At 65.3% G+C, this 24,913-nt stretch carries 16 protein-coding genes and 1 tRNA gene; 9 read left to right on the top strand and 8 right to left on the bottom strand.

Annotation, left to right across the window (positions count from 1 at the left end; all coding sequences use genetic code 11):
* The first annotated feature begins 116 nt into the window (after positions 1–116).
* From H6718_03365 to H6718_03345, 5 genes are all read left to right on the top strand, one after another.
* The gene (locus H6718_03365; GenBank protein ID MCB9584405.1) at positions 117–7,583 is read left to right on the top strand and encodes a hypothetical protein; all 7,467 of its coding nucleotides are present in this window, start codon (positions 117–119) and stop codon (positions 7,581–7,583) included.
* A 195-nt stretch (positions 7,584–7,778) separates the two neighbouring features.
* Positions 7,779–8,306: a hypothetical protein gene (locus H6718_03360; protein ID MCB9584404.1), complete on the top strand. Its 528-nt coding sequence runs from the start codon at positions 7,779–7,781 to the stop codon at positions 8,304–8,306.
* Positions 8,303–10,000 carry a hypothetical protein gene (locus tag H6718_03355; GenBank protein ID MCB9584403.1) on the top strand — a complete coding sequence of 566 codons (1,698 nt, stop codon included), beginning with the start codon at positions 8,303–8,305 and terminating at the stop codon, positions 9,998–10,000. The genes H6718_03360 and H6718_03355 overlap by 4 nt, the downstream gene beginning before the upstream one ends.
* Before the next feature lie 261 nt (positions 10,001–10,261).
* On the top strand, positions 10,262–11,368 hold the full coding sequence (locus H6718_03350) for a response regulator (GenBank protein MCB9584402.1): 1,107 nt from the start codon (positions 10,262–10,264) through the stop codon (positions 11,366–11,368).
* A 71-nt stretch (positions 11,369–11,439) separates the two neighbouring features.
* Entirely contained in the window at positions 11,440–11,940 is a 501-nt protein-coding gene (locus tag H6718_03345) for a hypothetical protein (GenBank protein ID MCB9584401.1), read from the top strand.
* 142 nt (positions 11,941–12,082) lie between these two features.
* Here H6718_03345 and H6718_03340 read toward each other — a convergent pair.
* Positions 12,083–12,166 (bottom strand) — tRNA-Leu (locus H6718_03340).
* Positions 12,167–12,483: 317 nt separating this feature from the next.
* Between H6718_03340 and H6718_03335 the strand changes: the two genes are divergently transcribed.
* Entirely contained in the window at positions 12,484–13,239 is a 756-nt protein-coding gene (locus H6718_03335) for a YebC/PmpR family DNA-binding transcriptional regulator (GenBank protein ID MCB9584400.1), read from the top strand.
* Between the two features lie 73 nt (positions 13,240–13,312).
* Here H6718_03335 and H6718_03330 read toward each other — a convergent pair whose 3' ends face one another.
* The 3 genes from H6718_03330 to H6718_03320 form a co-directional block, all read right to left on the bottom strand.
* Positions 13,313–13,981, bottom strand: coding sequence for a CPBP family intramembrane metalloprotease (locus H6718_03330; protein ID MCB9584399.1), 669 nt, complete (start codon positions 13,979–13,981; stop codon positions 13,313–13,315).
* 3 nt (positions 13,982–13,984) lie between these two features.
* Entirely contained in the window at positions 13,985–15,289 is a 1,305-nt protein-coding gene (gene coaBC / locus H6718_03325; GenBank protein ID MCB9584398.1) for a bifunctional phosphopantothenoylcysteine decarboxylase/phosphopantothenate--cysteine ligase CoaBC, read from the bottom strand.
* 70 nt (positions 15,290–15,359) lie between these two features.
* Positions 15,360–15,965, bottom strand: coding sequence for a DNA-3-methyladenine glycosylase (locus H6718_03320; protein ID MCB9584397.1), 606 nt, complete (start codon positions 15,963–15,965; stop codon positions 15,360–15,362).
* 119 nt (positions 15,966–16,084) lie between these two features.
* Here H6718_03320 and H6718_03315 point away from each other — a divergent pair, with 119 nt between their 5' ends.
* On the top strand, positions 16,085–16,573 hold the full coding sequence (locus H6718_03315) for a hypothetical protein (GenBank protein MCB9584396.1): 489 nt from the start codon (positions 16,085–16,087) through the stop codon (positions 16,571–16,573).
* A gap of 21 nt (positions 16,574–16,594) precedes the next feature.
* On the opposite strand, the gene feoB is transcribed toward H6718_03315, so the two are convergent.
* Positions 16,595–18,781, bottom strand: coding sequence for a ferrous iron transport protein B (feoB, locus tag H6718_03310; GenBank protein ID MCB9584395.1), 2,187 nt, complete (start codon positions 18,779–18,781; stop codon positions 16,595–16,597).
* Complete coding sequence (locus H6718_03305) at positions 18,778–19,089, bottom strand: ferrous iron transport protein A (GenBank protein ID MCB9584394.1); 312 nt, start codon at positions 19,087–19,089, stop codon at positions 18,778–18,780. Before H6718_03305 ends, feoB begins: the two co-directional genes overlap by 4 nt.
* A gap of 733 nt (positions 19,090–19,822) precedes the next feature.
* On the opposite strand from H6718_03305, the gene thrS reads away from it, so the two are divergent.
* Positions 19,823–21,151 (top strand): threonine--tRNA ligase, encoded by a 1,329-nt coding sequence (gene thrS / locus H6718_03300; protein ID MCB9584393.1) that lies wholly within the window; start codon positions 19,823–19,825, stop codon positions 21,149–21,151.
* Between the two features lie 69 nt (positions 21,152–21,220).
* Here the strand turns inward: thrS and H6718_03295 are convergent, their stop codons facing one another.
* Entirely contained in the window at positions 21,221–23,356 is a 2,136-nt protein-coding gene (locus tag H6718_03295; GenBank protein MCB9584392.1) for a hypothetical protein, read from the bottom strand.
* Between the two features lie 195 nt (positions 23,357–23,551).
* Positions 23,552–24,019 (bottom strand): hypothetical protein, encoded by a 468-nt coding sequence (locus tag H6718_03290; GenBank protein MCB9584391.1) that lies wholly within the window; start codon positions 24,017–24,019, stop codon positions 23,552–23,554.
* Positions 24,020–24,258: 239 nt separating this feature from the next.
* Here H6718_03290 and H6718_03285 point away from each other — a divergent pair, with 239 nt between their 5' ends.
* On the top strand, positions 24,259–24,849 hold the full coding sequence (locus H6718_03285) for a hypothetical protein (protein ID MCB9584390.1): 591 nt from the start codon (positions 24,259–24,261) through the stop codon (positions 24,847–24,849).
* Positions 24,850–24,913 lie beyond the last annotated feature (64 nt).

Raw genomic sequence — 24,913 nt, 5'->3', positions numbered from 1 at the left:
TGGCGACGCAAACCCCATCAAATGCGTCCGTCGCGTGTACTCTTGTTGTCAACTCCAGGTGGGTGAGGCACGGCTCGGCTGGGCCAGCGCTCCTTCACCGGACACCCCCAAAGCGCATGGCCGACACGCAAGACACCGAACCCAACGTGGAAGGCGAAGAGAGCGCAGAGACGACGGATCGTCAGACTCTGCCCCCCGGCTTCGTGAGCGTCGCCGCTCCTGGCGCTGCAGGCGCGTTGGTGGGTGAGTGGCTGAACGAAACGCGCGCTTCAATCGTGCCGCGTCGAGCGGGGGCGCGTGCGGAGCAAGCTTGGTTGAGGGGGCGACTCGCCCAAGCCAAGCGCGCGAAGGATCTGGAGCAAGAGCGTGTGGCGTCCGTGCAGCTCGCGCGTGCGCTGGCCGCGCGCGGCAGCGAACTCGATACGGCGACCCGCTTGGCGCGTCGGGCTCTCGTGCTTGGGGAGGATCCACAGCTGCGTGAGGAGCTGTCGGGGTGGTTCGCCGGACTCGGCGAGCCAGCCCTTGCCGCGGCGACGTTGCGACCCGCAGCGCTCGAGCGCAGTCCGGAGCAAGCGGCGTTGATCTTGACCCGCATCGCTGTCTTGGAGGCGCGTGCAGGGTCACCTGAGAGCGCTGTCGACGTGCTCTCGGATGCCGGTCAAAAGGCCCCGAATGATGCGCTGATCGTCGAGCTGCTCGGTGCAATCGGTGCTTGGGCACCTGCGGCCATCACCCCGGCGCGGGCGGCGGACGCCTACGTGGAGGGGGCCCGCCGCAGGGAAGCGCGTGGGGAGCGCGCCGCTGCGTTCGAAGACTTGCTGCGTGCGTTCGAACTCTGCCCGGAGTCTGCGATCGCGGCCGAGCTGTTGGCTCAGTCCCTCAGCGCGCGTGGGCGAGGTGGCGCGGCCGACGAAGTGCTGAGGGAGCACGCCCTCGCTAGCCAGCGAGGGTCACTCTCCACACACCTCGGCCGCTTGCGTGACGCATTGGGTGCGGACGACTTGCCGCGGGCACTTGCTGCGGGCCTCGACGCTGGGCTCGATCAAGAGCTTGACCCGGACGCTAGTTTCCGCGCGGTGACGCACGCGGACGGCGCCTCCAAGGGCTTCGACGAAGTCCTCGCGCGGGCTGGCCTGCACGAACTGCTCGCCGCTCGCTTGCAGCTTGGCTTGGAGCAACAGAGCGGCGCGGCACGCGCACGCCTTGGCTTGGCCCTTGGGCGCCTCTACTCGGGACCTCTGAACTCGCCGGAACGCGCGGTAGATGCCTGGATGGCCGCGCTGGTCGCTGACCCAAGCAACGAAGACGCCAAGATCGCGCTGCGTAGCCATGCATCCGCCACCCGCGATCAGGCGCCGCTGGTGGAGGCGCTGATCCGTGTGGGGCGCCTCGTCACGCCGGGCTCCAACGAAGCGGTGCTGGCCGGGAGCGAGGGCTGCCTAACCGAGTTGATGGTCATGGCGGAGCAGCGCCTGAGCGACCCAACACTCGCCGCTTGGGCGCTCGAGCGCCTGGCCACCCTCGCCCCCGACGCTGAGCTCGACAAGCAGCGCGAGCGCTTGCGGCCGCGTGCACGCCTCCAACAAGAGGCGACGCAAAACGCCCGCGCCGCGCTGGCGGAAACCAGCGAGGGGCGCGGTCAGGCGCTGCGTCGCTTGGTCGCGGCGCTGCGCTTTCAACCGGAGGCGGTGGACGAGCAGATCACGCTCCTCAACGAGCTCGCAGAGAGCGAGCCCGAGGAGCGCGCTTGGCGAGCCCAACTCGAGCGTTTGCTCGAGCGAGAGCGCCGAGCAGAGGAGCTGACCGCGCTGCTCGAGTCTCAGCTGAAATCGGGCTCGAAGGCCGAGGCCGAGCGCGCCGCGCTGCGGCTGTCTCAGCTGCGGCGGACGGCGGGGGACACGGTGGCTGCGGTTCGTCACCTGGAGCCGCTCTTGGATGCGGGAGCAGGCCATCGCGCCGCGTGGTGCATGCTCTTGCTGCTGGCGAATCGTATCGGATCCCAGTCCCTGCGAGCGAGGGCTCTCGAGCGTTTGGCTCAGCCTCTTGCACGCGGATTCCGTGCGGTAATTATGTGCGCGGCCGCAGATGCTTGGGGCGTCGCCGGCCGGGGGGACGCCGCCTGGGCCGCTGCTCACGCCGCCAAGGACGCGGACCCTTCCAGTGCGCGCGCCGCCGCGACCCTGGCGAGCTGTGCCCTCGAACAGGCTGGCCCCGAGGCGGCGGGCGCTATCGAACACGCGGTTGGCGTCGTCGTTCCGCGCGCTCGCTGGTGTCGGGCGCTGGCCCAAGCGCTCGATGAAGCGGGCGAGCTACCTGCGGCGCTTGCGTGGACACAGCGCTGGCTCGCGCTGCGTCCTGGGGATCCTGAAGCTGCTGCGGCCCTGCTCGACCGGGTTACGCGCGCCGGTAACGCAGAGCGCCTTGCAGACGCCCTCGGCTGGCTGCTTTCTCAAGCTCAACCAGCAGGGAACCTCGCGGAGCCGCTGGCGCGCGCGCTGCTCCGACTGAGCGAGCTCGAGCCCGCGCGAGCCGGAGCCGTCGCACGTCGCGTCTTGGATCTATTCGGCCCGCGTGCTGAGGTGCTGTGCGCCGCCATCCTGGAGGTGGCGGATAGCACGGGTGAGCGTGGGCTCGGCATTGCCGTGCGGGAACGCCAGTTGGCTTCCGGTGCGCCGGGCACCGCGCGACCCGAGTTGTTGCTCGAAGTGGCGCGCCGCCGCACCGAAGCTGGAGATGCCGACGGGGCCGCGCGCTGCTTGGCCCGGGCAATTCACGAAGGCGCGAGCGCCGACGTGGTCCTTCAGCGACTGGACTCCGCGCTGCCTCCGCGAGGCTCCGATGGCGAAATCGCGTTGCTCGAGGCGCGCGCCGAGTGTCTTAGCGCGCAGAGCGGTGCCGGTGTGCCTCGCGCGGCAAGGGCGTGGCGTGAGCTGGGCGCTGCTCTGTGGGATCTCGCGGCAGACCACGAAGGCGCCATTGCCGCTTGGGAGCGCGCCGCGCTGTTGGACCCGGAGTCGGGGATCGCCACGTTTGCCCAAGATCTGTTGGGCTTTGCGGGGCAAGCCGAGTGCGTGTCGAGGGTACGGGCGTTTGCCGAGCGACGCACGGAGCCCGCGGAGCGCGCTCGGGCGCTGACTATCGCGGCAAACGAAGCGCTCAAGGCCGGAGACGCTGAGCAGGCACTCGAGCTAGCGCTCGCCAGCATCGAACTCGATCCATCACGCAGTGAAGTGCTTGCTGTGGCCGAGCGGGCCGCCGGGACTGAGCAAGCGTCGATCGAGGCGCTGGAGCGCGCCTATTACCGCGTCGCCCAAGCAGCCCTTGGGTGCTACGGTGAACGAGCCGTTCATTACCGCGCGGCAAGGCATCTTGAGCGGCGAGGGGAGCTCAAGCGCGCGTTGAGCCACGCGGTGCAGGCTTTTGAGGCGGTCCCGGCTCAGGGGATTACCTTCGTGCAGATGGTACGCTTGGCCGAGCGTGCGGCGGAGCCGTTGACCGCGCTCACGGCTCTAGAGCGCGTTGCCGCAAAGTCCAGCAGCGACGCCGAGCGCGCCGAGTGGCTCGAGCGCGCCGCGGTGTTCTCCGGTAGTGGCGAGCAGGGCCAAAGGCAGCGCCTCGAGGTGCTGCTTCGGGCACTCACGGTGCGCCCTGAAGTCGAGACGCTTCGGAGCCTCGGGGAAACGCTCAAGGGCATCCTCGGCTACGCGCCCCAGGAACGCGATGTACTCGAGCTTCGGCTCGAGCGCGCTCTATCCGGCTTGCTTTCCCAGCTGGAGCAGGACGATGGAGCGCGCCTCGCTGTCCAGGCTGCGCGAGCTGCGTTGGAAGGCCTCGGTGCGAGCGGTCTCGGCTGGAAGGCGCTTCGGGCGGCCTATCGCGTCAACCCGGCGGCGCCGGAGCTGGAGGACCTGGCGGATTCGAGCGCTGAGCTCGCCGAGGAGTCGGCGACGTGTGACGAATGGTTGGACGAGATGCTCTCCACCTTGCAGCTCGGCGTCGCAGGCGTTTCGGCGCTCGCTCTGAGTGCGAAGCTGGCCGAGCAACGGGGAAGGCCCGAGGTCGCGGCGAAGTTCTTGGTCGAAGCGTGTTTGCGCGAGTCCGACAGGGCGGACCTGCAGCGCCGCGTCGGACAGATCCTCCCGGAATTGCCGGAGGCCGAACGCACGCCTCTGGAGCGGCGCCTGCTCGAGGCCCGCTCGCCAGAGGAACGCGTCACTGGGTTGTTGGAGGTTGCGCAGGGGCAGCTCTCTCGAGGCGACCAACGACAGGCGGCGGAGACGCTGGAGCAAGCGCGCGCCGTGCGCGGAGTGGCAGCAACGCTGAGCCGAACGGTCCTCGAGCGACTGCGCGAGGCCTACTCCGAGCTCGGGCAGAGCGAGCCGCTGGTCGCCGTGTTACGGGAGCAACTCGCGCTCGAAGGGCTCGGCCTGGAGGAGCGAATCCGTCTGACCCGGGATGTCGCCGCACTGCTTGCGACCCGCGGAGACGCCAAGGCAGCACTGAAGCTACTGAAGGAGTGCATTCAGGCTGCGCCAGACGCGCTCGAGCTGGTGCAAGACTTGCTCGAAGTTGCGCGCCAGGCCGGAGACGACGCCTTGCAGATCTCTGCGTTGCGCCAGCTCTCGGAGCAGGACGAGCAGCTGACAGTGAAGCTTGGCGCCATGCGTGATCTGGCCGGGATGCTTCAGCGGCAGGGAGATCTGGCGGGGGCGAGGGCGCTCTGGGAAAAAGTGCTCGAGCTGGATGCAACCGACGCCGAGGCGCTTTCAGCCGCGCAGCGTGCGGCAGAGGCAGAAGGGGATTGGGAGGCGGTCTCCGGTTTCCTGAAGCGCCGCGCGAGTCGCTCGTCGACCTCCGGGGCGCGCGCCCTGCGTCTCGAACGCGTGCGCATTCTCGAGCAACACCTCGGTCGCGCCGACGAGGCTCGAGGTGAGCTCGAGTCGATGCTGAACACGCACGGGGAGGACCTAGACGTCCTGTGTTCCCTCGCGCGAACTCACGAGCAGCTCGGCGACCAGCTCCGCGCGGCACCGCTTTGGTTGCAAGCGAGTGCGATCGCCGGAGAGAAGGCGCGCGCGGCAGCTCTGGGGCGAGCCGCGTGCCGCGCGTACCTGGCGGGAGGCGATGTCGACAGCGCGCGCCGCGTGCTGGACGGAATGGAAGCTTGGGCGCAATCGGAAGAGATGCGGCGGCTGCGGGTCGAAGTCGAGCGGGTGGCAGATAACCCATTGTCTTTGGCTGAAGCCCTCGAGGAGCTGGCCCTCAGTTCGATGGCCCCGCCCGCCGAGCGCGCCTCCCTGCTCGTGGAATCTGCGTCGGCCACCGAGCGTGGAAGCGACGTTAAGCTGGCGCTCGCCAGAGCGCAGCGAGCGGCACGTATCGCACCGCAAGCAGCGGAGCCTCAGCTCTTCGCTCGCTACCTCGAGTACCGCACCCGCCACGCTGGGGGGCGCGAAGACGCTCGGGTCACGTTGACGGAACTCAGGAGCATCGAAGAGAGCCTGGATCCCGAACAGACAGAGCTTCGCGCATTTCTCCTCGCGGAAGCGTTGGACGTGCTGGGCGATGGCGAAGCCGCAATGCGCGAGCTTCAGCGCGCCCACGCGGAAGTCGGCGCGCTTCCGTTGATTGCCATCGGCCTTGGTGAACGCCTGCTCGCGCGTGGTGAACAAGAGCGAGCGCTGCCTTTCTTCGACGCAGCGCTGGACGGTGATCTGCGGGCCGTGCGCAAGTCCGGGCAGGTCGCGTTGGACGCTGCGCAAGCAGCGCTGGACGCCAAAGACGTGGAGCACGCGGCGCGCTTTCTCGAGCAGGCGGCGATCCACCCCGAGAGCCGCGCCACTGCGCTCTTGAAGCAAGTCGACCTGAGGCGGTTGATGGCTTCGGACCCGCCGCCGCCGCCGCCGGAGCACGACTACGCCCCGCTACCGCGAGAGGAGCCGGGCGCGGATGTCCAGCGCGAGGAGCGGGTGGGTCAGCTTGTTGCCCCGAGTGCCGAGCCGCCGGGCTCTGAACGTCCCGCTATTGCCCCGCCACCGAGCATCGAACCGAGGTCGGACGAGGAGGCGCTCTCGCTTACCTCGCGGAAGCACAAGGGTGCGATCAGCGAGGAGGCGAGCGTCAGCGTGTCGGATCCGCGAGCTGAAGCTCCGGGTAGCTCGCACCGGCGGAGCGTCCGCGGGAGTTCCGCGCCCCCACGCGCAAACGCAGAAGACGAGCTGGCGGGCGCCGCGGCGGCCAAAACCTCAGCGGTACCAAGCTCGGAGGCACCCAGGACGGAAGCACCTGGCTCGGACACGCCAGACTCGGACGCGCCCAAGTCTGCCCCCGCCTCGGTTGCTCCTGGTTCGACGGTGCCGAGCTCGATACCACCTGGCGGGCGCTTGCTGCGCGCTGCGACCTCAGACGCGCCGATGCCCCTCAGCCAGGAGTGGAGGCGTGCCTCGAGGACGGTCTCCGCACATGGCGAGCAGGAGGCCGAGCTCCTGGCGGAGCTATCTGCTGGATCGGTCGAAGCGGGGCGCGAGCTGATTCGTCAGTTGCAGAACCGTAGCGACCGCAGTCAGGACCTAGTGGCCGTGTGTCGTCGGGTCAGCACCTTGGTACCTGGGGATCGCTGGACTCTCGAGCGCCTCTACGAGGCTGCGCTGGCAGACAAGGACTTCGTGTACGCCCGTGCGGTCGAGCACGTGCTGTACGCTTTCGGGGGAGGGGAGTCGGTCTCGCCGCCTGAGTTGGAGACGCAACTCGAGCAACCGGAGCGCGTACACCGCATGCTATTCGGCGAAGGCACTGGCCCAGGCGCCGAGGCGCTCGCCCTGGTTTGGGAAGGTGCTCAGCACATCTTCCGCAGGGATCCGAGTAGCTACGGTGTGACAGGAGTCGAGCGGGTACCGCTCAACGCACCGACTCCTCTTGCGCGGGGTTACACTGTCGCGGCGCGGCTCCTCGGACTCGCGCGTACTCCGCTCTTCCAGCGCAAGAGCTCGGGTGCGGTGACTCTCGGCGTAGCGCTCATGGATCCACCTGGGATCATCCTGTCGGGTGACGTGCCTCAGATGTCGCCGGAGCTGAGCTTCCATCTAGGCGCGATGCTGGGAGCCACGTTGCCGCAGTACGTGCTGCTGTTTGGCTCCACGGAGTCTCAAGCCCGCGCCGTGTTCAAAGGGCTCGGGCTCGCGTTCGGGCCACCGCGGGCCGGTGGCGCGCGCATCGCGGCAGCGGCAACCCTCGCGGAGGTGCTGTGGGAGAGCATCCCCGCGCGCTCCCAGCGCCGCCTGCGGGAGCTCTGCGATCTCCCAGAGGCGTTGGACTACGATCTGACCGTGGCGGCAGCGCGCCTCGCCATTCGCCGCGCTGGATTGTTTGTTGGCGGAGACCTGGCGGTGGCGGTCCGTGAGACCTGCACCGAAGAAGGCATCGCCAGCAAGGGATTGGAGTCACCCGGTGGCCTCGCGACGCTCTGCGCGGCGAGCCCAGCCATCAGTGACCTGGTCTTGATTGCGACTAGCCCTGAGTTTGCCGATGCACGCTGGCGCTCGGCCAGTTCGTCGCGCAAGCGCCCGAACTGGTCTACATTCTAGGCGTCGATGAACCACGGGTTCCTAGCTGCCGGTTCGCCCCAGGGCGCTGCCTCCGCGACATTGGAGTCGCGGTCGATGGCCGCGGGCGACGGTGAAATTGTAATCTCGGGCGTCGGCAACCAGGTGAAGCGCCCTGCTCGAGTGCAAGTTGCCAGAACAACAAAGGAAATTTTCCGAACCCTGAGGAAGGCTGGGTTGGCACGCCCGTGGCTAGTCAGCTTGGCGATGCTGACCCAAACGGGCTGCTTGCTTGGTGAGGCGCCGGAATACCAATCCCGGCGTCAGACGCCCCCTGTCCTGCTGACCTCATCGGCGGATCCGTCTCTGAACCGCGTTATTCGGGTTCAAACGTCGGAGACCATCGAGTTCAAGGTGCTGTATCGCTCGGAGGATGCCGGCGACCCAATGACGGCCATCCTCTTTCGCGATTTCCGAGCGGATAGCGACCTGCCGCAGATCGTCAACAGCACGGAGTTCGAGCCGAGTTCAAATCTCTACCCAGACGAGGGCGATCCAACTCAGGCGGTGCTCTCTTACAACTTCAGGGACTCTGACAAGGGCTGTCATAGCTACACGATGATGCTCTCCCACTCGAGCAACGTGAACGTGTTTCGCCCTCGGGACAACGGGGATGTCGCGCTCGTCACCTGGTGGGCCGCGGTGCAGGACGAGAACGGTGAGCCCACGGACATCCTGGTGGACGAGTGCGGGGCCAGCCAATGATGCGCCGGTTTCTCTTGTCCGCAGGGATATTGATCGCAGCGGCCTTCACTGGCTGCAGCGTGAACACCCTCGAGGACGTCGAGGGGGCGCCCACGCAGAACAGTTGCGAAGCTCAGTCTGACTGCGCAGCGGGTTCCACCTGCGACGGCGACGTGTGCCGCAAGAGCGAAGGCGTCATCGATGGCGTGGTGCTCGCCGTCACGCCCACGACCACGACCCAGATGGTCGGTGGGATTCGATTCCTGCAGTTCTTCAGCGGGATGCGGCAGGGGGGGCAGTTCCTACCCGTGGAGCTCGACCCGCCGTCCACGGTGCGGGGGACGGTGACCGTTGGTGGCACGCCGGTCGCGTGCGATGTCCACGTCACATTTACGCCGATCGATCGCGTCCTCGGTCTCGCTCCCGACGAGTACTCGGCGAACACTTCCGCAGGGAAGATGTCCCTGAGTATTCCCGCTGGGGATTATGAGGTGTACGTCCGGGCGCAGTCCGGGACGGACACCCAAGCGTGCCCCGTCGTACCCAAGCTCTATCGGCTGATTCCAGTACCGGCTGGCCCGAGCGACTTGCCGCTAGCGCTTGGAGAGCCCTCCAAGCTGAGCCTGCACTTCATCGCGAAAGATGTGCAGCTCGATGGCTGGCGAGTCTCTGTGATGGATTCGGAGAGCGGAAAGCTGCTTTCCAACGAGCTGACGTTGGAGCCCGCGATGTTGGCGGATGGCGCCTACTATCTCCAAGTCCCGTTCAACGAGGTGCCGGATGACACGGCGAAGGGACAGGAGTTGATCCAGCTTCGGCCGCCAGCAGACGTTGTTGCGCCGACGCTGCTCTGGAAGCGCGAAGGGCTCGAGGTGTTCGCACCGGGTGAGCTCTCGATGGATCTCTCGAAGGTGAGCTTCGAGATGGGGAGCTACGCCGGCTTCGTGGAGGGACCGGATCGCACGCAACAGGCCGCGACGCTGACTTTCACGTCAACCACGCTGGATGGCCTGGGTGAAGGGGTGCTCGGTGCGTATACCTTGACCACCGAAGCGGACGCCTCCGGCGCGTTCTCAATCGATTCAATTCCGCTGGGAAATTATCGGGTGCAGGTCATCCCTCCGGACGACAGCGGTCTCGGCGCCCGCGAGGTTGAGATCAGCGTCACTCCGAAGGGGCAAGGCGGTAGCACGATTCAGCTCGAAACGCGCACGCCCATCGCCGGCACTGTGCTGTTCGAGCAGTCCGGTTCGCCGGCCGTCGCTGGCGCAACGGTGCAGGCGATTGCCTCGACTCGGGAGCCCTCCATCGACGCGTTCAAATTGGCGCTCGGCGAGGCGCCATTCGTACCCCGCGCTTCCTCGGGGCTTACGGGGCAGGCGGGCACGTTCAAGCTCGAGGCGGATCCTGGCGTCTTCGACATTTCCGTGCGGCCAGCCGTTGGCTCGAACCTTCCGTGGTTGGTGCGCCCCAACGTGAGCGTTCCCGTGCCCAATAACGGTTTGGGGGTGTTGACCATCCCGGCCCCCGTGGTCCAGTCGGGTGTCGTGTCACTTGGTGGTCAGCCCGTTGGGGGAGCCTCAGTGAAGGCGTATGCCTATCTCGGAGGAGATGGCTACTTGCCGAATCGCGACGGTGCGCTCAGCGTCATCGCGGTTGGCGAGACGTACACCGCGACCGACGGCAGCTTCCAGCTCGTGCTGCCATCCGAGTGAGTTGGCCGTACACACCCACGCCGCTGACATTCTCGCAACGGTTACATGCAACAAAGTGCTGTGGCGCGTCGCGTCGCCGCGCTTGGTTGCGACTTCACCGCAGGGCATTAACTCAGCAACTGCGGCCACTTGCGAGGTGCGCCAGGAGTGACTGCTACACACCGGGACACCCGCCTACACAGGCTCACTTGGCCGTTTTCATACGGTTTTTCTCAACGCTCAGAGCTGGTTCGTAGCACCTGACTGTAATAGTGTAGTCGAGTGAAATCCCCTCTTGGCGATGGCCCCAACGCCGAGTCCCGTGGTGCCGAGTTGGCTTTGTCCGAGCCAACGGAGCGCGAGCGCGAGCTGGCTGGCGTGCTCCACGAGGTGTCCAACGCGATGACCGTGGTGCTTGGTTGGCTGGAAGCCGCCGATGGCCAATTGGCCAGCGGGCCAGTGAAAGATGCGGTAGCCATCGCGCGCTCTCATGCGCGAATCGGGCACGCTGCCGCTCGTCGCGCGATCGGAGCGGAAGCACCTGTTTCCGCGCGGCACGAGCTGGACCGTGAGGCGCGCAGCGTCGCGAAGGACGCGACGCTTGGTGTGCTGCGTGAGGCGAGCCGCAATGGCGTCGACCTGCGGGTCGACGACTCGCGCGTCGACAACTGCGCGGTGTTCAGCCCCATCGCCGTCCAACAGATCCTCACCAACTTGCTGCTCAACGCCATCGCCTTCTCACCGGAAGGGGGCTTGGTGGGTTTGGATGTCATCGGCGAAGGGGCTGACGTGGTCTTCGCGGTCTCCGACGAGGGGCCCGGTGTTCCTGCGGAGCTCAAGGAGCGCATCTTCGATGGCCAAGTGTCGCTTCGCGATGGCGGCGCGGGGATTGGGCTCACCCACTCGTTTGAAGTGGCGAAGAACCATGGTGGGTGCTTGAGCCTAGGCGACAGCTTGATCGGAGCGCGCTTCGAGCTGCGTTGGCCAGTTGGTGAAGTCCGTTCTTCGATTCGTCACCGCTCCGTGCCTCCTGCCTCGCTAGCCGGGCGCAGCGTGCTCTTGCTCGAGGATGACCCGGCGATCGTTTCGTTGCTGGAGCTGGCGCTGGAGAGTCGCGGGGCTCGAGTGTTGGCGGCGCGTTCGGCGGATGAACTCTTGAAGCTCCAGGCCCACGCGTTCGACGCGGCCTTGGTCGATCTCTCTCCCCTGGGAGACGACCCGGCGCGCTGGATTCACGATTTGAAGGCGGAGCATCCGGGGTTGCCCGTCGTCATGATCACGGGCAGCGCGCTCGATGTTCCCGGCCTGGCCGCGGACGAAGTGATGAGCTGGGTGCGCAAGCCATTCGAAGTGAGTGAAGTGCTCGAAGCGCTGAGCTGCATCGAGTGAGCTGGCGTCGCTGAAACGCGCGCCTCCTTGGTTGTTCTGCGGTGGCGTTTGTTCACGCCTTGTCGCCGTGAATGAGGGACTATCGGAGCGTGTACTTGCGCGTCTTCGCCCCTTGGTCCGGCATTGCGATTCCGTTTTTGCTTGGGGCTTGTGGGAGCTCCTCACCCCCGCCCAACAACCCAGCGCCTGAGGTCGACGCTCCGAGCGCGTCCGGTGCGCCGCCGAGCGCGTCCACCGCGACTGTAGAGCCACCCGCTCCTGCCGTCGCTGACGCGGGGGCTGAGGCTGCAGCACCCTCGCTCGAGACGGAGATGTGTGGTGGCCCGGACGACGCGCTGTGCCCGCCGCGCGACGATGACTGCGCATGCATCGCCCGCTGCGCGGATACTTGCGATTCCTGCGAAGCCAAGTGCACGCCCCCCTGCAGCAAGTGTGTCGGCCAGTGTGCAGGCGATGAGAACTGCGCGGTGCAGTGCCTGCCTCCACGTGTCGAATGCCAAAGCAACTGTGTGGAGGCCTACCCGGCATGCGTCAGCGCCTGCATCGATAGCGGCGCATGTAACGAGTCTTGAGCGGCCCAGTCTCAGGCTTGCGGCGTGGGCCTAGGCGGCGACGCGAGGCGGACAAACGAGAAAGGCCCGCGGTGTTCCGCAGGCCCTGGGTTCGCGCCCCGAGAGGGGGCGAACCGATCATCTCTGTTCTGATCGGTGTGTGTGCGAAGGGGGGGACTTGAACCCCCACGAGAGTTACCCCACTAGCACCTCAAGCTAGCGCGTCTGCCAATTCCGCCACCTTCGCGGGCGTCCTTCGAGCCATGGGTTGCTCTTGGGAGGCCGGAAGTTAGGCGGAGAAAAAACTTTGTCAAGCGAAGTTGGTTTAGGCCCCTGAAATCTCACGCTTTGCCCGGGTTCCGCGAGGTGTATTTTCTCGTCCGGAGGTGGCCGATCTAGGGCACTGCGCGTGCCCACGCTGATGCGCCGCGGCGTCCAGTGGCTTGCCAGCGTGGAATGCGAGGGGCGTCACGAGGCTCACATGGCAAGAGCGGATTGAGTATGCTCCAGCGCCCTGCGGGCCGCTGCTGGCTCGCTACACCATCAACAGTCGAGGTTTTCGTCATGAGCGGCCATTCCAAGTGGGCCACAATCAAGCGCAAGAAGGGTGCGAAGGACGCCCAGCGCGGCAAGCTGTTCACCAAGCTGAACCGCGAGATCGCCATCGCCGCACGCATGGGTGGAGGCGACGAGTCTGGGAACCCGCGCCTGCGCAAAGCCATCTTGGTAGCCAAGGGCCAGGGTGTGCCTCAAGACAGCATCCAGCGCGCGATCAATCGGGGCACTGGAGAGGTAGAGGGCGCGATCTACGAAGAGATTGTCTACGAGGGCACCGGGCCCGGAGGGACGCTCTTCATGGTCGAGGGAGCGACGGACAACCGTAACCGCACGGCACCAGAGCTGCGCAAGGTGTTCGAGAAACACAACGGCGTGATGGGCCAGTCCGGCACCGCGGGTTGGGCTTTTGACTATTTGGGCAGCATCGTCCTCGACAAGTCGAAGGTCACCGAGGACCAGCTGATGGAAGTCGCCGTGGAGGCGGGTGCCGAAGACTATCGAGACGAGGGCGAGGACTGGGTGGTGTACACGCCGCCGACCGATCTCGACCGGGTCACTACGGCGATCGAAGCTGCGAAGCTCGAGGTCAAGGACTCGAGCCTGGTGTACGTGCCGAAGAACAAAAAAGCGGTGTCCGGGCGCGACGCTGAGGTGTGTCTCAACCTCTTCGAGTCCCTCGACGACCACGACGACGTACAAAACGTCTACGCTGATTTCGACATCTCCGACGAGGAGATGGCGCGCATCGCTGGCGACGACTGAGTCGACACCATTCGCAAGCCTGAGACGTGATGGGCGTTACCACGCGGTAACGCCCGTTGCTTTTTCGTGTGGCTCAGGTCCCCGGGATGCGGAAGACCACGCCGGAGAAGTAGGTGAACACCGCGTGGCTGAGCATGATCGGAGCGAGTCGCCCGAGGCGCGCCGCGAGGAAGCTCCAGACCAGACCGCAGCCGAGCGCCGCGGCTGGCAGAAAGGGATTGAGGCCCATGGGCTCGACGCGGGTGGGCCACATTGCTGGCACCACTGCGAGCGCGTAGAGCACCGCGGTCAGGATCCAGCCGCGCCGCACCCCGACGAGACGCTCTGCGTGGGGCAGTACGAGGCCGCGCCACACCAGCTCCTCGAGCATCGCGATCACGAGGATCGCTAGCGTCAAGCCGATGCTCGCCTGGATCACCTTCGCGTCGCCGACCTGGGTCAGAATGCGCATCACCCAAATGCGGTGGACGTCGTGCTCCGGTAGGACCTGCTCCCGCACGATCCAACCGGCGCCTACGAGCAACAGCCCGAGCAAGCCTCCGAGCCCCACGTCGCCCCAGCGCGGTGCCAGTCGCTCGGCGAGCACACCTTCCTCCCAAAGGTCGCGCAGCGCCAGCGTCGCGAACACGAGATAAGGCAGACCGAGGCCGGCGTACATGGTCCAGGTGCCAGCGTACTGTTCCTGGAGGAAATAAAAGTGGCTGGCACCTACGACCAGCACGACGATGGCGATCAGGGGCATGGGCTAAGCTTGGGGGTTCTCGGAGAGCCGCGCGAGCACCCAGTCGAGGATGCGATCGGCGAGCTCCAACTTGAGCATTTGGGGTAGCGGGAGGGCATCGACCGGGCCAACCAGAGTCGCGACGTTGTCCGTCTTGCCAAAGCTGTCCTTAGCGTGGTTTGCCACGACCAGGTCGACGCGCTTCTTTTGGAGTTTGCCTCGGGCGTTCTCCACGATGACGTCCGGCGGCGCGGTCTCCACTGCAAAGGCCACCAAGACTGGGCGCTTGCCCTGTCTTGCCGCGCCCACCTCGCTGATGATGTCTGGGTTCTGTACGAGCTCTAGGCCGAGCCCGCCTTCACCACGCTTGAGCTTGCTTGAATGCGATTCCGCGGGGCGATAGTCTCCGACGGCGGCGCACATGATCAAGCCGTCGGCGTGTTTGAGATCTGGTCCGACTGCTTGCCAGACGGCTCCTCGCATCGCGACCGCGCTGCGCACATCCACTCGGTGCACACCATACGGTGTAGGTAGCTCGACGGGCCCGCTGATCAGCGTGACGTGGGCGCCGCGTTGTGCTGCGCGCTCTGCGAGCGCGAAGCCCATTTTCCCCGTGGAACGGTTGCTGATGAAGCGCACGGGATCCAGGTCCTCGACGGTTGGCCCAGCGGTGATGACTAGATGTTTCCCGGCAAGCCCATCGTGGGAGAGCTGCGCGAGGATCGCGGCGTGCACCGTCTCTGGCTCTGCCATGCGGCCCACGCCGCTCTCTCCCGACGCGACTTCTCCACTCTCCGGTCCTACGAAGAGCACTCGCCCGTCGCCGGTGAGCGTTGCCACGTTCCGCTTGGTCGCCGGATGCGACCACATCCGCGGGTGCATAGCAGGCACCAGCAACACAGGTGATGTTGCGCACAGCAAGCAAGCGCTCAGCACATCCCCCGCTCGTCCTTGAGCAAAGCGCGCGAGCGCGTCCGCCGTGGTTGGCATCACCACCACGAGGTCACTGTCCTGCGCCAGGTCGACGTGGACCTCTCCTCCGAGGTTCTCGTCGAACATGTCATCCAGCACCGGGTTGCCGGTGATCCCCGCGAAGGTTGCGGCGCCGATGAACTCGCGTGCGGCGTGGGTTAACACGACCTGAACCTCAGCACCGTCCTTGACGAGGAGGCGTGCGAGGATCGCTGCCTTGTAGGCGGCGATGCTGCCGGTAACTCCGAGCGCAATGCGTCGTCCGGCAAGACGTCCCTTACGCGTGCTTCGTGCTGGTGGGCGAACGGAGGCCGGAGGAATGCTCGAAGGGCGCGGCGGCTTCGGACGTTCGCTCATGGGTCGGACCCTACTTTCCTCCCGCAGCCTCGGCAATTGCCGTCGCTTGGGTGAGGACAGAACGCATGACTCAGGGTGAAGGCTTCACGCTCACCCAGGGGCTGTCTCGTTCGCTGAAGCGCCATGGCTTCTGCGCCCAGCGTCCCGCGTAGTCGATGCCGACACGCGGGGAGCGCGCGATCTTGGGCTTCGCCGCCCCGGGTCGTTCGGCGAGGTAGAGCGGCGGCTGATCGAGCGCGTGTCCGTAGAACTCGAGTGTGATGCCCATGGCTTGCGCCAGCTTTCCTGGTCCACTCATCAAGTGGCGATCTGGAAGCGGCGTTCCCCCTCGCGTGAGTCGGCGGGCGCGAAGCGCTTCCAAACCAAAGCAGGGCTCGAGGGCACGAATCAAGACGGCGTGCGGCTGCCCTTCGTCGCCCGCGACGACGTTGACCTGATCGTGAATGCCGTAGACTCGAAAGACATAGCAAAGGCCCGCCGGGCCAAACATCACCTCAGTACGCTGAGTTCGACGTCCACCAAATGAGTGGGCTGCCCGATCATCCGGTCCGCGATACGCCTCCGACTCGACGATGCGGCCGACGAGTAGCTCGTCATCCTGCTCGCGCACGAGATACTTCCCGATCAGTTCTCGGGCCACGGTGAGCACAGAGCGCTGACAGAAACCGCGGGGCAATACCCTGAGCGCGCTTGGGTCGAAGCCTTCGGTCGCTCGCAACACAGCTCTTCTTCTAAGGCAGCCCTCCCAGGCTCACAACGCTATCGCCGCTCGAAAAAGCGCGCTACATCTGGGCCGTGGAGTCGACGAACACCGCACTGTTCGTGGTGGCGCTCGTGGCGGGGATCCTGCTGTTGCAGTTGTTGATCTGGATCCCGGTCTCTAGTTGGCTGCGACGGCGCTCTCGGGAAGAGGTGGAAGCGCTTGGTCGCGAGCTCGAGGCCAAAGGCGAGACACTGGTGCTCGGTCCCGAGGCTGCGCTCTACCGTGGATCGAATGCTGGGCACGGAATCGCGCGCGGCAATGCTTTGATTGCACTGACCAACAAGCGCCTGCTGGTTCGGCGCATCGTCGGGGATCCTATCGAGGTGCGGGTTGGAGAGATCGCGGGCGTGCGCGAGACGAAGTGGTTCCTTGGCGGAATGCAAGGCCGCCGGATGCACCTGGTGTTTCGTTTGCCGGGGGGAGGAGAGCTAGGGGTGATGCTGATTGACAAACAAAAGCACGCCGAGTGGCTTCAAGATCTGCGAGCGCGTTTCGGCGAAGTCTCGCGGGTGGATGCTTGAGCCCGCGACAGCGTAGTTGCACTAGCCAAAGCCGAGCAGCTTACCGCCCTGGTACACCGCGAAGCTGAACACATAAGCCAGCACAGTCATGTAGGCGAACATGAAGAGCGGCCAGCGCCAGGTGCGGGTCTCTCGACGTACGACCGCTAGGGTGCTCATGCACTGGCAGGCGATCGCAAAGAAGATCAGTAGCGAGAACCCGACGAGCGGAGTGTACGCTGGCTTGCCGTCCGCTTTTGTTTCCGCTCGGATCTTCTCACGCAGCGGCTTCGCCTCCTCGTCTTCCGGCTCGCCCACGCCGTAGACCAGCGCCATCGTGGAGACGAAGACCTCTCGCGCAGCGAACGAGCCGATCAGACCCACGCCGATTTTCCAGTCGAACCCCAGCGGCTTGATCGCGGGCTCCATGCCCTTGCCGATGCGCCCGGCGTAGCTGTTCTCCAGCGCCTCCGCCTGGTGCACGACTGGGTCTACATTCGGCGGAGCCTCACCAGCGCGAGGGAAGTACAAAAGCGCCCACAACGCGATCGTACAGACCAGGATGACGCTGCCCGCTTCCTTGAGGAAAGCCAGGCTGCGCTCGAACATCGAGCGCAGAATCGAGCGCAAGTTCGGGAAACGATATGGCGGTAGCTCGAGGATCAGCGGGATGCGCCTGCCCTTCACCGTCGTACGGCCAAGCACCGCGGCAGAGCCGAGCGTCATGGCCATGGCGAAGACGTACATACCCACCATCAAGAGGCCCTGCACAGGCAGCAAGCCGAAGGCTTTGCTGGGGGGAAACAGCGCGCCGATGATCAGCGTGTAGACCGGCAAACGCGCCGAGCACGTCATCAACGGGATCACCAGCATGGTCAGCAAGCGATCCCGCTGCCGCTCCATCGTGCGCGTGGCCATGATCGCTGGCACCGCACAGGCGAAGCCGCTCAGCATCGGCACGAAGGCGCGACCATGCAGCCCGAGGGATTTCATGATGCGGTCCATCAGGTACGCGACCCGCGCCATGTAGCCCGAGTCCTCCAACAGACCGATGAAGAAGAACAACAGCAGGATCTGCGGCAAGAACACGATCACGTTTCCGACGCCGCCGACGATGCCCTCAGTCACCAGGTCCCGCAGGATTGAGTCGGAGAACGTTGTGCGGATGAAGCCCTGGAGTGCCGCGACACCACTCTCGATCAGACCGATGGCTGGATCCGCCCACGCGAACAGGCTCTGAAAGACCACCAGCATGATGCCGATGAAGACCACGAAGCCAAGCACTGGGTGCAGGAGCCAACGGTCGATCCGCTCGGAAAAAGGCCGCTTGGGTGGGTGGCGGTCGCGCTCACCGTGGAGCCGCTCCGCGAGCGCATCCAGGTATGCGTAGCGCGCCTGGATGATCTCCAGGTCGATGTCGGCGCCTTCACTCTCGAGTTCCAGGCACTTCTCACGCAGGCTCTGCGGGATGTCCGTGAGTTCGTCGTCGGCTTCGATGCTCGTCAGTCCCCACAAGGCCAGGGCGTGGCGTCGCTCGGCGCGGTCTTCCAGGGAGACCGAGTCCAGCCGCCAGTGAAGCCAGTCCTCGGGCACCGCCTCCGCGATGGTTGCGCTGCGCTCGCGGAGCTCAGCCGGGTACTCCACCTTCAGGCGCTGCGGCAGCGCCGGGTGCTCGAGCCCCTTGGCGATGGCGTTGCGCAGGTCCTCGACGCCTTGTCCTGTACGAGCGTTCGTCGCGACACACCTGACTCCGAACTCTTCGCTCAACACGTCGATAGAGATCGGCTCGTCCACCTCGTCGATCATGTTGATCGCCAGCACCATTGGCAGGCGCAGCTCGACCAGCTGAAGGACCAGGTACAGGTTGCGAATGAGCTGGCCAGCGTCGACGACGACGACGACGAGGTCTGGCGTCGGGTTCTGAGCGATCCCGAGCACCGATGAGAGTGCGATCTGTTCCTCGCCGGAGCGAGCGCTCAGTGAGTACGTACCTGGAACGTCGACCAAGCGTGCGCTGGACTTATCAGGAAGACGCAGCTTCGCCTCGCGTCGCTCAATCGTTACCCCAGGGTAATTCCCCACGCGGGCTCGCTCACCCGACAAACGGTTGAAGAGGCTGGTCTTCCCGACATTCGGGTTTCCAACCAGCACCACCCAAGGATCGCCGCCCGAGGGGGCGGGGGCTACACGGTCGAGCCCAGCGTTGGGCTCGACCCGGCTTTGAGTCACGCGGCGCTTCCTTCTTCTTCTAGCTTGAGCGTTTCGCTGCTGTCACAACACGAAGCTACCGGGCGCGCGCTGGATTCAGCCGCTGTCTCCCGCGTGACGTGGATGGAGCGCGCTTCCGCACGGCGAATGGACAGGCTGCAACCGCGCACGAGTAGCTCGATCGGATCTCCGAGAGGAGCGATGCGCTTGAGCTCGACGCGCGTGCCCGGCACCAACCCAAGCTCGAGCAACCGGCGCCGAAACGCGCGCTCGCCAGCGACTTGCTGGATCCTCAGGTGCTCTCCGATGTGGGCTGTGTCGAGGGTCATCGAGATGTCATTCGCATTCTGCAGGGAGCCGCTGACGGCTCCCTCTATTTGAATGTGGATTTCAAATTCAGCAAGCGGGTCGGCGCCATCTCCCGAGCGGTCATTAAAATGACTAGTAAATCTAAATGCTTACAGACGACACGCCAGCCAGCTCCGCTGCGGCGTGTCGTCGCAGAGGACAATTGGGTGCTCCAGAGCAGAGCAAACGGCAGTTGGAACGCGCGGCGTAAGCGGCGCAGCGTGAGCCCGGAACCGTTACGGCGCCACGTCCCGCTCCCGCTCGGTCCACACGCGTTGTGGGGCGCAATCGGCGGCCGCTCGTCACTGTCGGATCGTACCAGGCTAGGGGACCCAGCGAATGCGCGCTGGCGTTTTCTCTCGGCCCAAGTATACTGCACGGAAATGGCTCACAAGCTCACCACGACGACCACTACTATCACCGCGGTTCGCGGTGGTCTGGTCGCGTGTACGCTGTGAGTCAGCACTCCTAACGAAGTCCACGCAAACCGACCCCGCGGGCCGCGAAGTCGTGAGCCGCAGGTGCGTCGGACGTGTTCCCACGCATTCGCCCCGCGGTCGTGTTCACGGCACCCGCACGTCAAGCGCCAGGAGGTGATGCCTCACGGCGTCACGCGTCGGTTTGCGCGTGGAGGCGTGCGTCGGGCTGCGTCTCGAGGTTTTGTTTCCTTGCGGAGTCAATACTGGAGGCCGCGCAGTGTCGCGGAAAAGTGTCATGGAAAGCCCGAATCTCATCTCACCCCAAGAAAAACGAGCGGCGTCCGTTGAAGCCCAGGCCGGCAGCGCAGCGCTGGATGGCAGCGCAGTGTTAGATAGCAGCGCAGTGCTAGATGGCAGCGCAGCCCTGGACCGCAGTGATCATCGTGCCCTGGCAAAGCGCATGGGGCTATTTCACCAGGAGCCCAGCGCGCCGGGCATGGTGTTCTGGCACCCGGCGGGTTGGCAACTGTATCGCGCGCTCGAGAGCTTCGTGCGCCAGGTGATGGAGCGCGACGGCTATGCCGAGGTGAGGTCGCCTCAGCTGATGCGTCGAGCAGTGTGGGAGGCCAGCGGTCACTGGGCGCATTTCCGTGCGAATATGTTCGGCTTTGGTGAAGACGGCGCCGCGGACGAGTCGGCATTGAAGCCGGTGAGTTGCCCCGGACACTTGGCGGTGTTCAAGGCCATGGCGCCTTCCTATCGCGACTTGCCGCTACGCCTGTCGGAGTTCGGCTTGGTGCATCGCGACGAAGCGGGCGGTGCATTGCAGGGATTGCTCCGACTTCGCCAGTTCACACAAGACGACGGCCACATCTTGTGCGCGCCGGAGCAGGCCGAGGCGGAGGTCGAGCGCTTCTTGAGTGGGGTGCTGCCGTTCTATCGGGCCTGCGGGTTCGAGGAGCTGGCGGTGGCTCTCTCCACACGGCCCGAAGATCGCGCGGGGAGCGACGCCGAGTGGGACGAAGGCGAGTCGTTGCTCGCCCGCGTGCTGGACCGCCTCGGATGGAAGTACGTCGTGCAACCCGGTGCCGGTGCGTTCTATGGACCGAAGCTCGAGTTCGGCATGCGTGATCGCCAAGGGCGCGAATGGCAGTGCGGAACAATCCAGTTCGATCTGTTCATGCCGAGTCGCTTCAACGTTGCCTACGTCGCGAGCGACGGCTCACGCCAGCGCCCGGTGATGTTGCATCGCGCTTTGTGTGGGAGCCTCGAGCGATTTCTCGGCATCTTGCTCGAGCATCACTCGGGGAGGCTACCGCTGTGGCTCGCGCCGCGTCAGCTCAGGGTCCTACCGATTGCTGAGGCACAACGCGAAGCGGCGGAGTCGCTGTTGGAGTCACTCCGTGAGCTCGGGATCCGAGCGGATATGGACGCATCCGCAGAGAGCCTCGGGCGGCGAGTGGCCTTGGCCCATGAGCTCGGCATTGCGGAGCTCGCGGTGCTCGGCGCGCGCGAAGTCAATGGCGGGCAGGTTTCGTCACGAGTCGGTTCGGAGCAGCGCGTCTCTTCTCGAGAGCAGTTCCTCGAGGAAATTGCCCAGCGGGCAAAGCCCCCGCGGCTGTAAGGGTTGGGGGTGAGGGGTCTCGCACCTCGGGCGGGCAGTCAATGGCTGCTCTGGGCGCGAGACCCGCCCTCAAGGAACCCGCAGCGGTAGGACATCGACCCCAGCGGCTAGGTCATAAGTCGCGCTTGCCTGACCCGGTGCATGGTACTCCAGATGAGCTCCGACACTGTCCCGGTTGAAATCCAGGACATAGCGAGTGCCGTCAGTCAGCGTGAGCTCCACACCCAAGCTGCCTCCAGCGCTGCGAGGGCCACTCGTGGCGATCACGTCGCCGCGAGCGACCACAGTGAGGAAGCGGGCGGTGTTCCCTGGGCCGCTGCTCAGATCGAGGCGATACCCGGAGGAAATGTCAGAGTCTGCGTTCGGCCAACTGACAACATCTGGGCTGACGTTGGAGGGGTGCACGGAGAGCACCCGCAGCGGGCCTGCGCTGAACCCGCTGAGTTGACCGCTGAAGGCCGTCGGTGCGTTGGCCTGCCAGACGAAGCGGCTCGCGCTAGCCGTGTCGACGCGATCGAAAAGCACGACGACGTCTGGCTTCAAGTAGACCAGCTCCCGATCGAGCTTGTTCACGCCGGAATCGTATGCGCCAGTCGTGTCGCTGACGGCATACACGAACGAACCTTCGCTATGCAGCGCGACCAAGCGGCCTGCTGTTTCGCTCTCTCGCATGGATCGGACGTTGCCGCCCTGTTCGATGCGAACCAGGTTGTGAAGCTCGAGTTCTTGGCGGATCCCCGAGTGGGACGCGAGGTTTGCGTCAGCAGCCAACCACTGCCCACCGTAGAGCATGAAAGAGCCTTGGTCCTGGTGCGCGTGGCTCTCGGTGTACGGACCGGCGATGAGGTGCACCCAAGTGGCGTCCTCTTCCCAGCTCTCGCGCATATAGAGCTGGCCAGTGCCTGGAGCGTAGTAGGCGGTGTTCAGGTCATCCGGCGCCGCGGAGCTCACGTCGGGCGATTGATACAGGAAGTCGTAGACGTACATGAACTGCTGAGACATCTCCGGCACGCTCGATTCCGCCAATAGGTACTGGGCGTTCGCCGCGAGCGTATCCGTGGGGAACAACCTGATGAGCAGCTGCAAATAGTTACGGTGGTAGTCGAACAGCGCCGCGCTGCTATCTCTTGAGTGGTCGCCTACAGGTGCGAGCCGGTCTCTCGTCGGGACGATGGCGTGTAGCATGTTCACCAGAGAGTCTTTCGCGTGAGGCGTTAGCTCAGCGATGCGCTCTCCGGTGCTCTGCTCCCACAACTCGTAGAGCTCGAAGAGGCGCATCATAGCTACGCCATAGCCAGTGCCCTCGCGCGACCCACCTCCAGCGAGGTCCGCTTGAAAGGTTGGGACAAGCTGGTCCTGGATTTTATCCTTGCGGAATGTGGTCAACCAGGTGTCGGCGTCGCTGTTCTCACCGTGACTTGCCAAGCCGAGGAGCATCGTCGCCCGCAGAAACGAGTAGTAGTAGTTGTTCGATGGGTTGTCCACGGACCAACCACTCCACGGGTAGCTCACCCCACCCCAGCTCGCGCCTTCTGGGTCCCAGACGTTCCTCACCGCCTGGTTGGCGTACACGAGCCAGCGATCTTTCTGGTCCTGCGTGAGGCGATCGAAGCACCAGTCGTACACCAGTGCCAAGCCGCCGATGTAGTCGCCGACCTCGAGGTAGCTGTCTCCGGCCACCTGGGCGCGTTGCCCGGAGGCAATAAGCGCCTCCTCGCTGCGCACCCAGGTGTCCATGCGTTCGATGGCGTCGTCGGCGTACTTCGTTTCTCCGCCTAGAGCGTACAGCAGCGCGGAGTACCAGGGCTCGTATGCATAGCTGTTCCCGCCAGCGAGCTGGGCGTCGACTAGATCCTTGAATCGCCTGGCTTCGGGAGTGAGGCTCGCCAGTGATGCGCTCAAGCGTGTTCGCGTCCTATCGTTCAAGTAAATGCGGGGGTGCTCATCCGGGAATACAGGTCCCTGGGCGCCGCTACCTGCACTGCCGCTGCCACCGGCAGTGCCGCCGCTACCTGCGCTTGCGCCGCTGCCTGCACTTGCGCCGCTGCCTGCACTTGCGCCGCTACCGGCACTGCCGCCGCTAGCAGCGGTGCCGGCGGTCCCCCCGTTTCCGTGGCTTCCGCTGCCGCTGTTCGAGCTGCCATCCGAGCAACCCCAGGCGATGGTTAAGGTTAGACCGAGGATTCCCAGAGCTGACTGGCGCATACCCGGAGCTTGCTCGTGAAATCCCGTGAGGGAAACCGCAACGCAAGGTCGCACCCGAACGATGCACTAAACCTGCTTGAGCGCTTCGCCGGGTTGCATGCAACGCGCTGCGTGCGTTGCAGTGGGAAACGACCCGTGAGTGCGCTAGCCCGGTTCCTCGGCGTCTGTCATCGCTGGCCGAGAGGCAAGCCTGTGTCAGAGCGCGATGTGTTCACTCGCGAGGGGCTCCGCCGCCACGCGGTAACCGGCGCCGCTTTGCTCGACGTAGCGAATGTCGACCCGCCAGGCCTCGCTTCCGTTGCTGCCTGCATCGAGCTCGAGCTCCACGAACGTGACATGTTTTGGGTTCTGAGCGCGGGCGAGGTCTGGCAGGGAGGGGCAGCCAGAGCCACTGTTGGCGTAGGCGAACTCCGCACTGAAGAGCTTGGTCCCGAGCTGTTCGGCGGGGTCGTGGGTGTGCCCCATGATCACCACTCGGTGCTCCTCCCCCAAAATACTCGCGAAATGGCCGAGGCGGTCGTTCAGGTCGCAGTCCCAGAGCGCGAAAAAGGCCGGATCGCTGCCGTATATTGCCGCGGGGAACTGGGTTGGGTCTCTCCGAGAGATGAACTCTGCGACGTCCGCGGCGCCGTGCTCGACATGGCCGAGGATGGCCTGCAACATCGGCTGGTCCGAGTTCGCGAGCTAGAGTGCCTCGACAGGGTGAATTTGCTTGCTGGACGGGTGGTCCAGGTCGGGCTGTTTCCGGGAGGTTCTTCGGACGTCGGGTGGGTCGCGGATCCGGTCGAACGTTGGCTCGTTAGTGGCTCACTTTCCCTGCGGCTTGGGGCAGGGAGTTCGTGCTGCGCTCAGGTGCGAGCATCACCAAGGAACGTCGCCCCCTGGGCCACGTATCAAGGGACATGCGCTTCACTTCACTCTCGGTCGCGTGTTGCTTCTGCTTGCTTGCCTGTTCGTCGGAAGACTCCAGCAGTCACGGGGTCGCGGCCAGCGCCCAGGAGCTATCTGGGATCTATCAAGTGACCAGTCACACGGAGAACCTCGACGCCTGCAGCGAAGGCGCCGAGGTGACCGCGGCTGGCTACCTCGCCGTGTTCACCTATGACGTCCCAGCGTTTGGTGAGACCTGGCTCGGTGCGTACAGCTGCGCTTCCGAGGCCGCGTGCAAGGACCTGGCCGCCAAGTGGCCGAACGGCGTGAGCTATGAGTTCGGCTTCACCTTCACGAAGGGCGACCGCGACCAGCTGACAGCCTCGGAAGTTTCCACCGGCTACACCTCCGCGGAAGGCCTGTGCAGCGAGCCCACTCAGGAAGCGCACCGCCTGCTCAGCGTCGCCGACGGACAAATCCGCATCGAGTCGGAAATCACCGTCGGCGACGACTACCAGGGCAAGGATGGCTTTTGCACCACGGACGCCGCGAGCAAGGCTGTGCAAGGCAAGTCCTGCTCGCGCTTTGTGGGAATCAACGCGACCCAAGTCGCCGAGCTGTGAACCCTCGCGAGATTCCGCCGCCGCCGGCGGTTTTCTGCTACAGCATCGGCTCCCCAAGGCCCCT

The sequence above is a fragment of the Polyangiaceae bacterium genome (assembly GCA_020633205.1).
Taxonomy (GTDB): domain Bacteria; phylum Myxococcota_A; class Polyangia; order Polyangiales; family Polyangiaceae; genus JAHBVY01.
The sequence above is the reverse complement of the archived record's forward strand: the minus strand, read 5'-3'. Positions and strand labels throughout refer to the sequence as shown.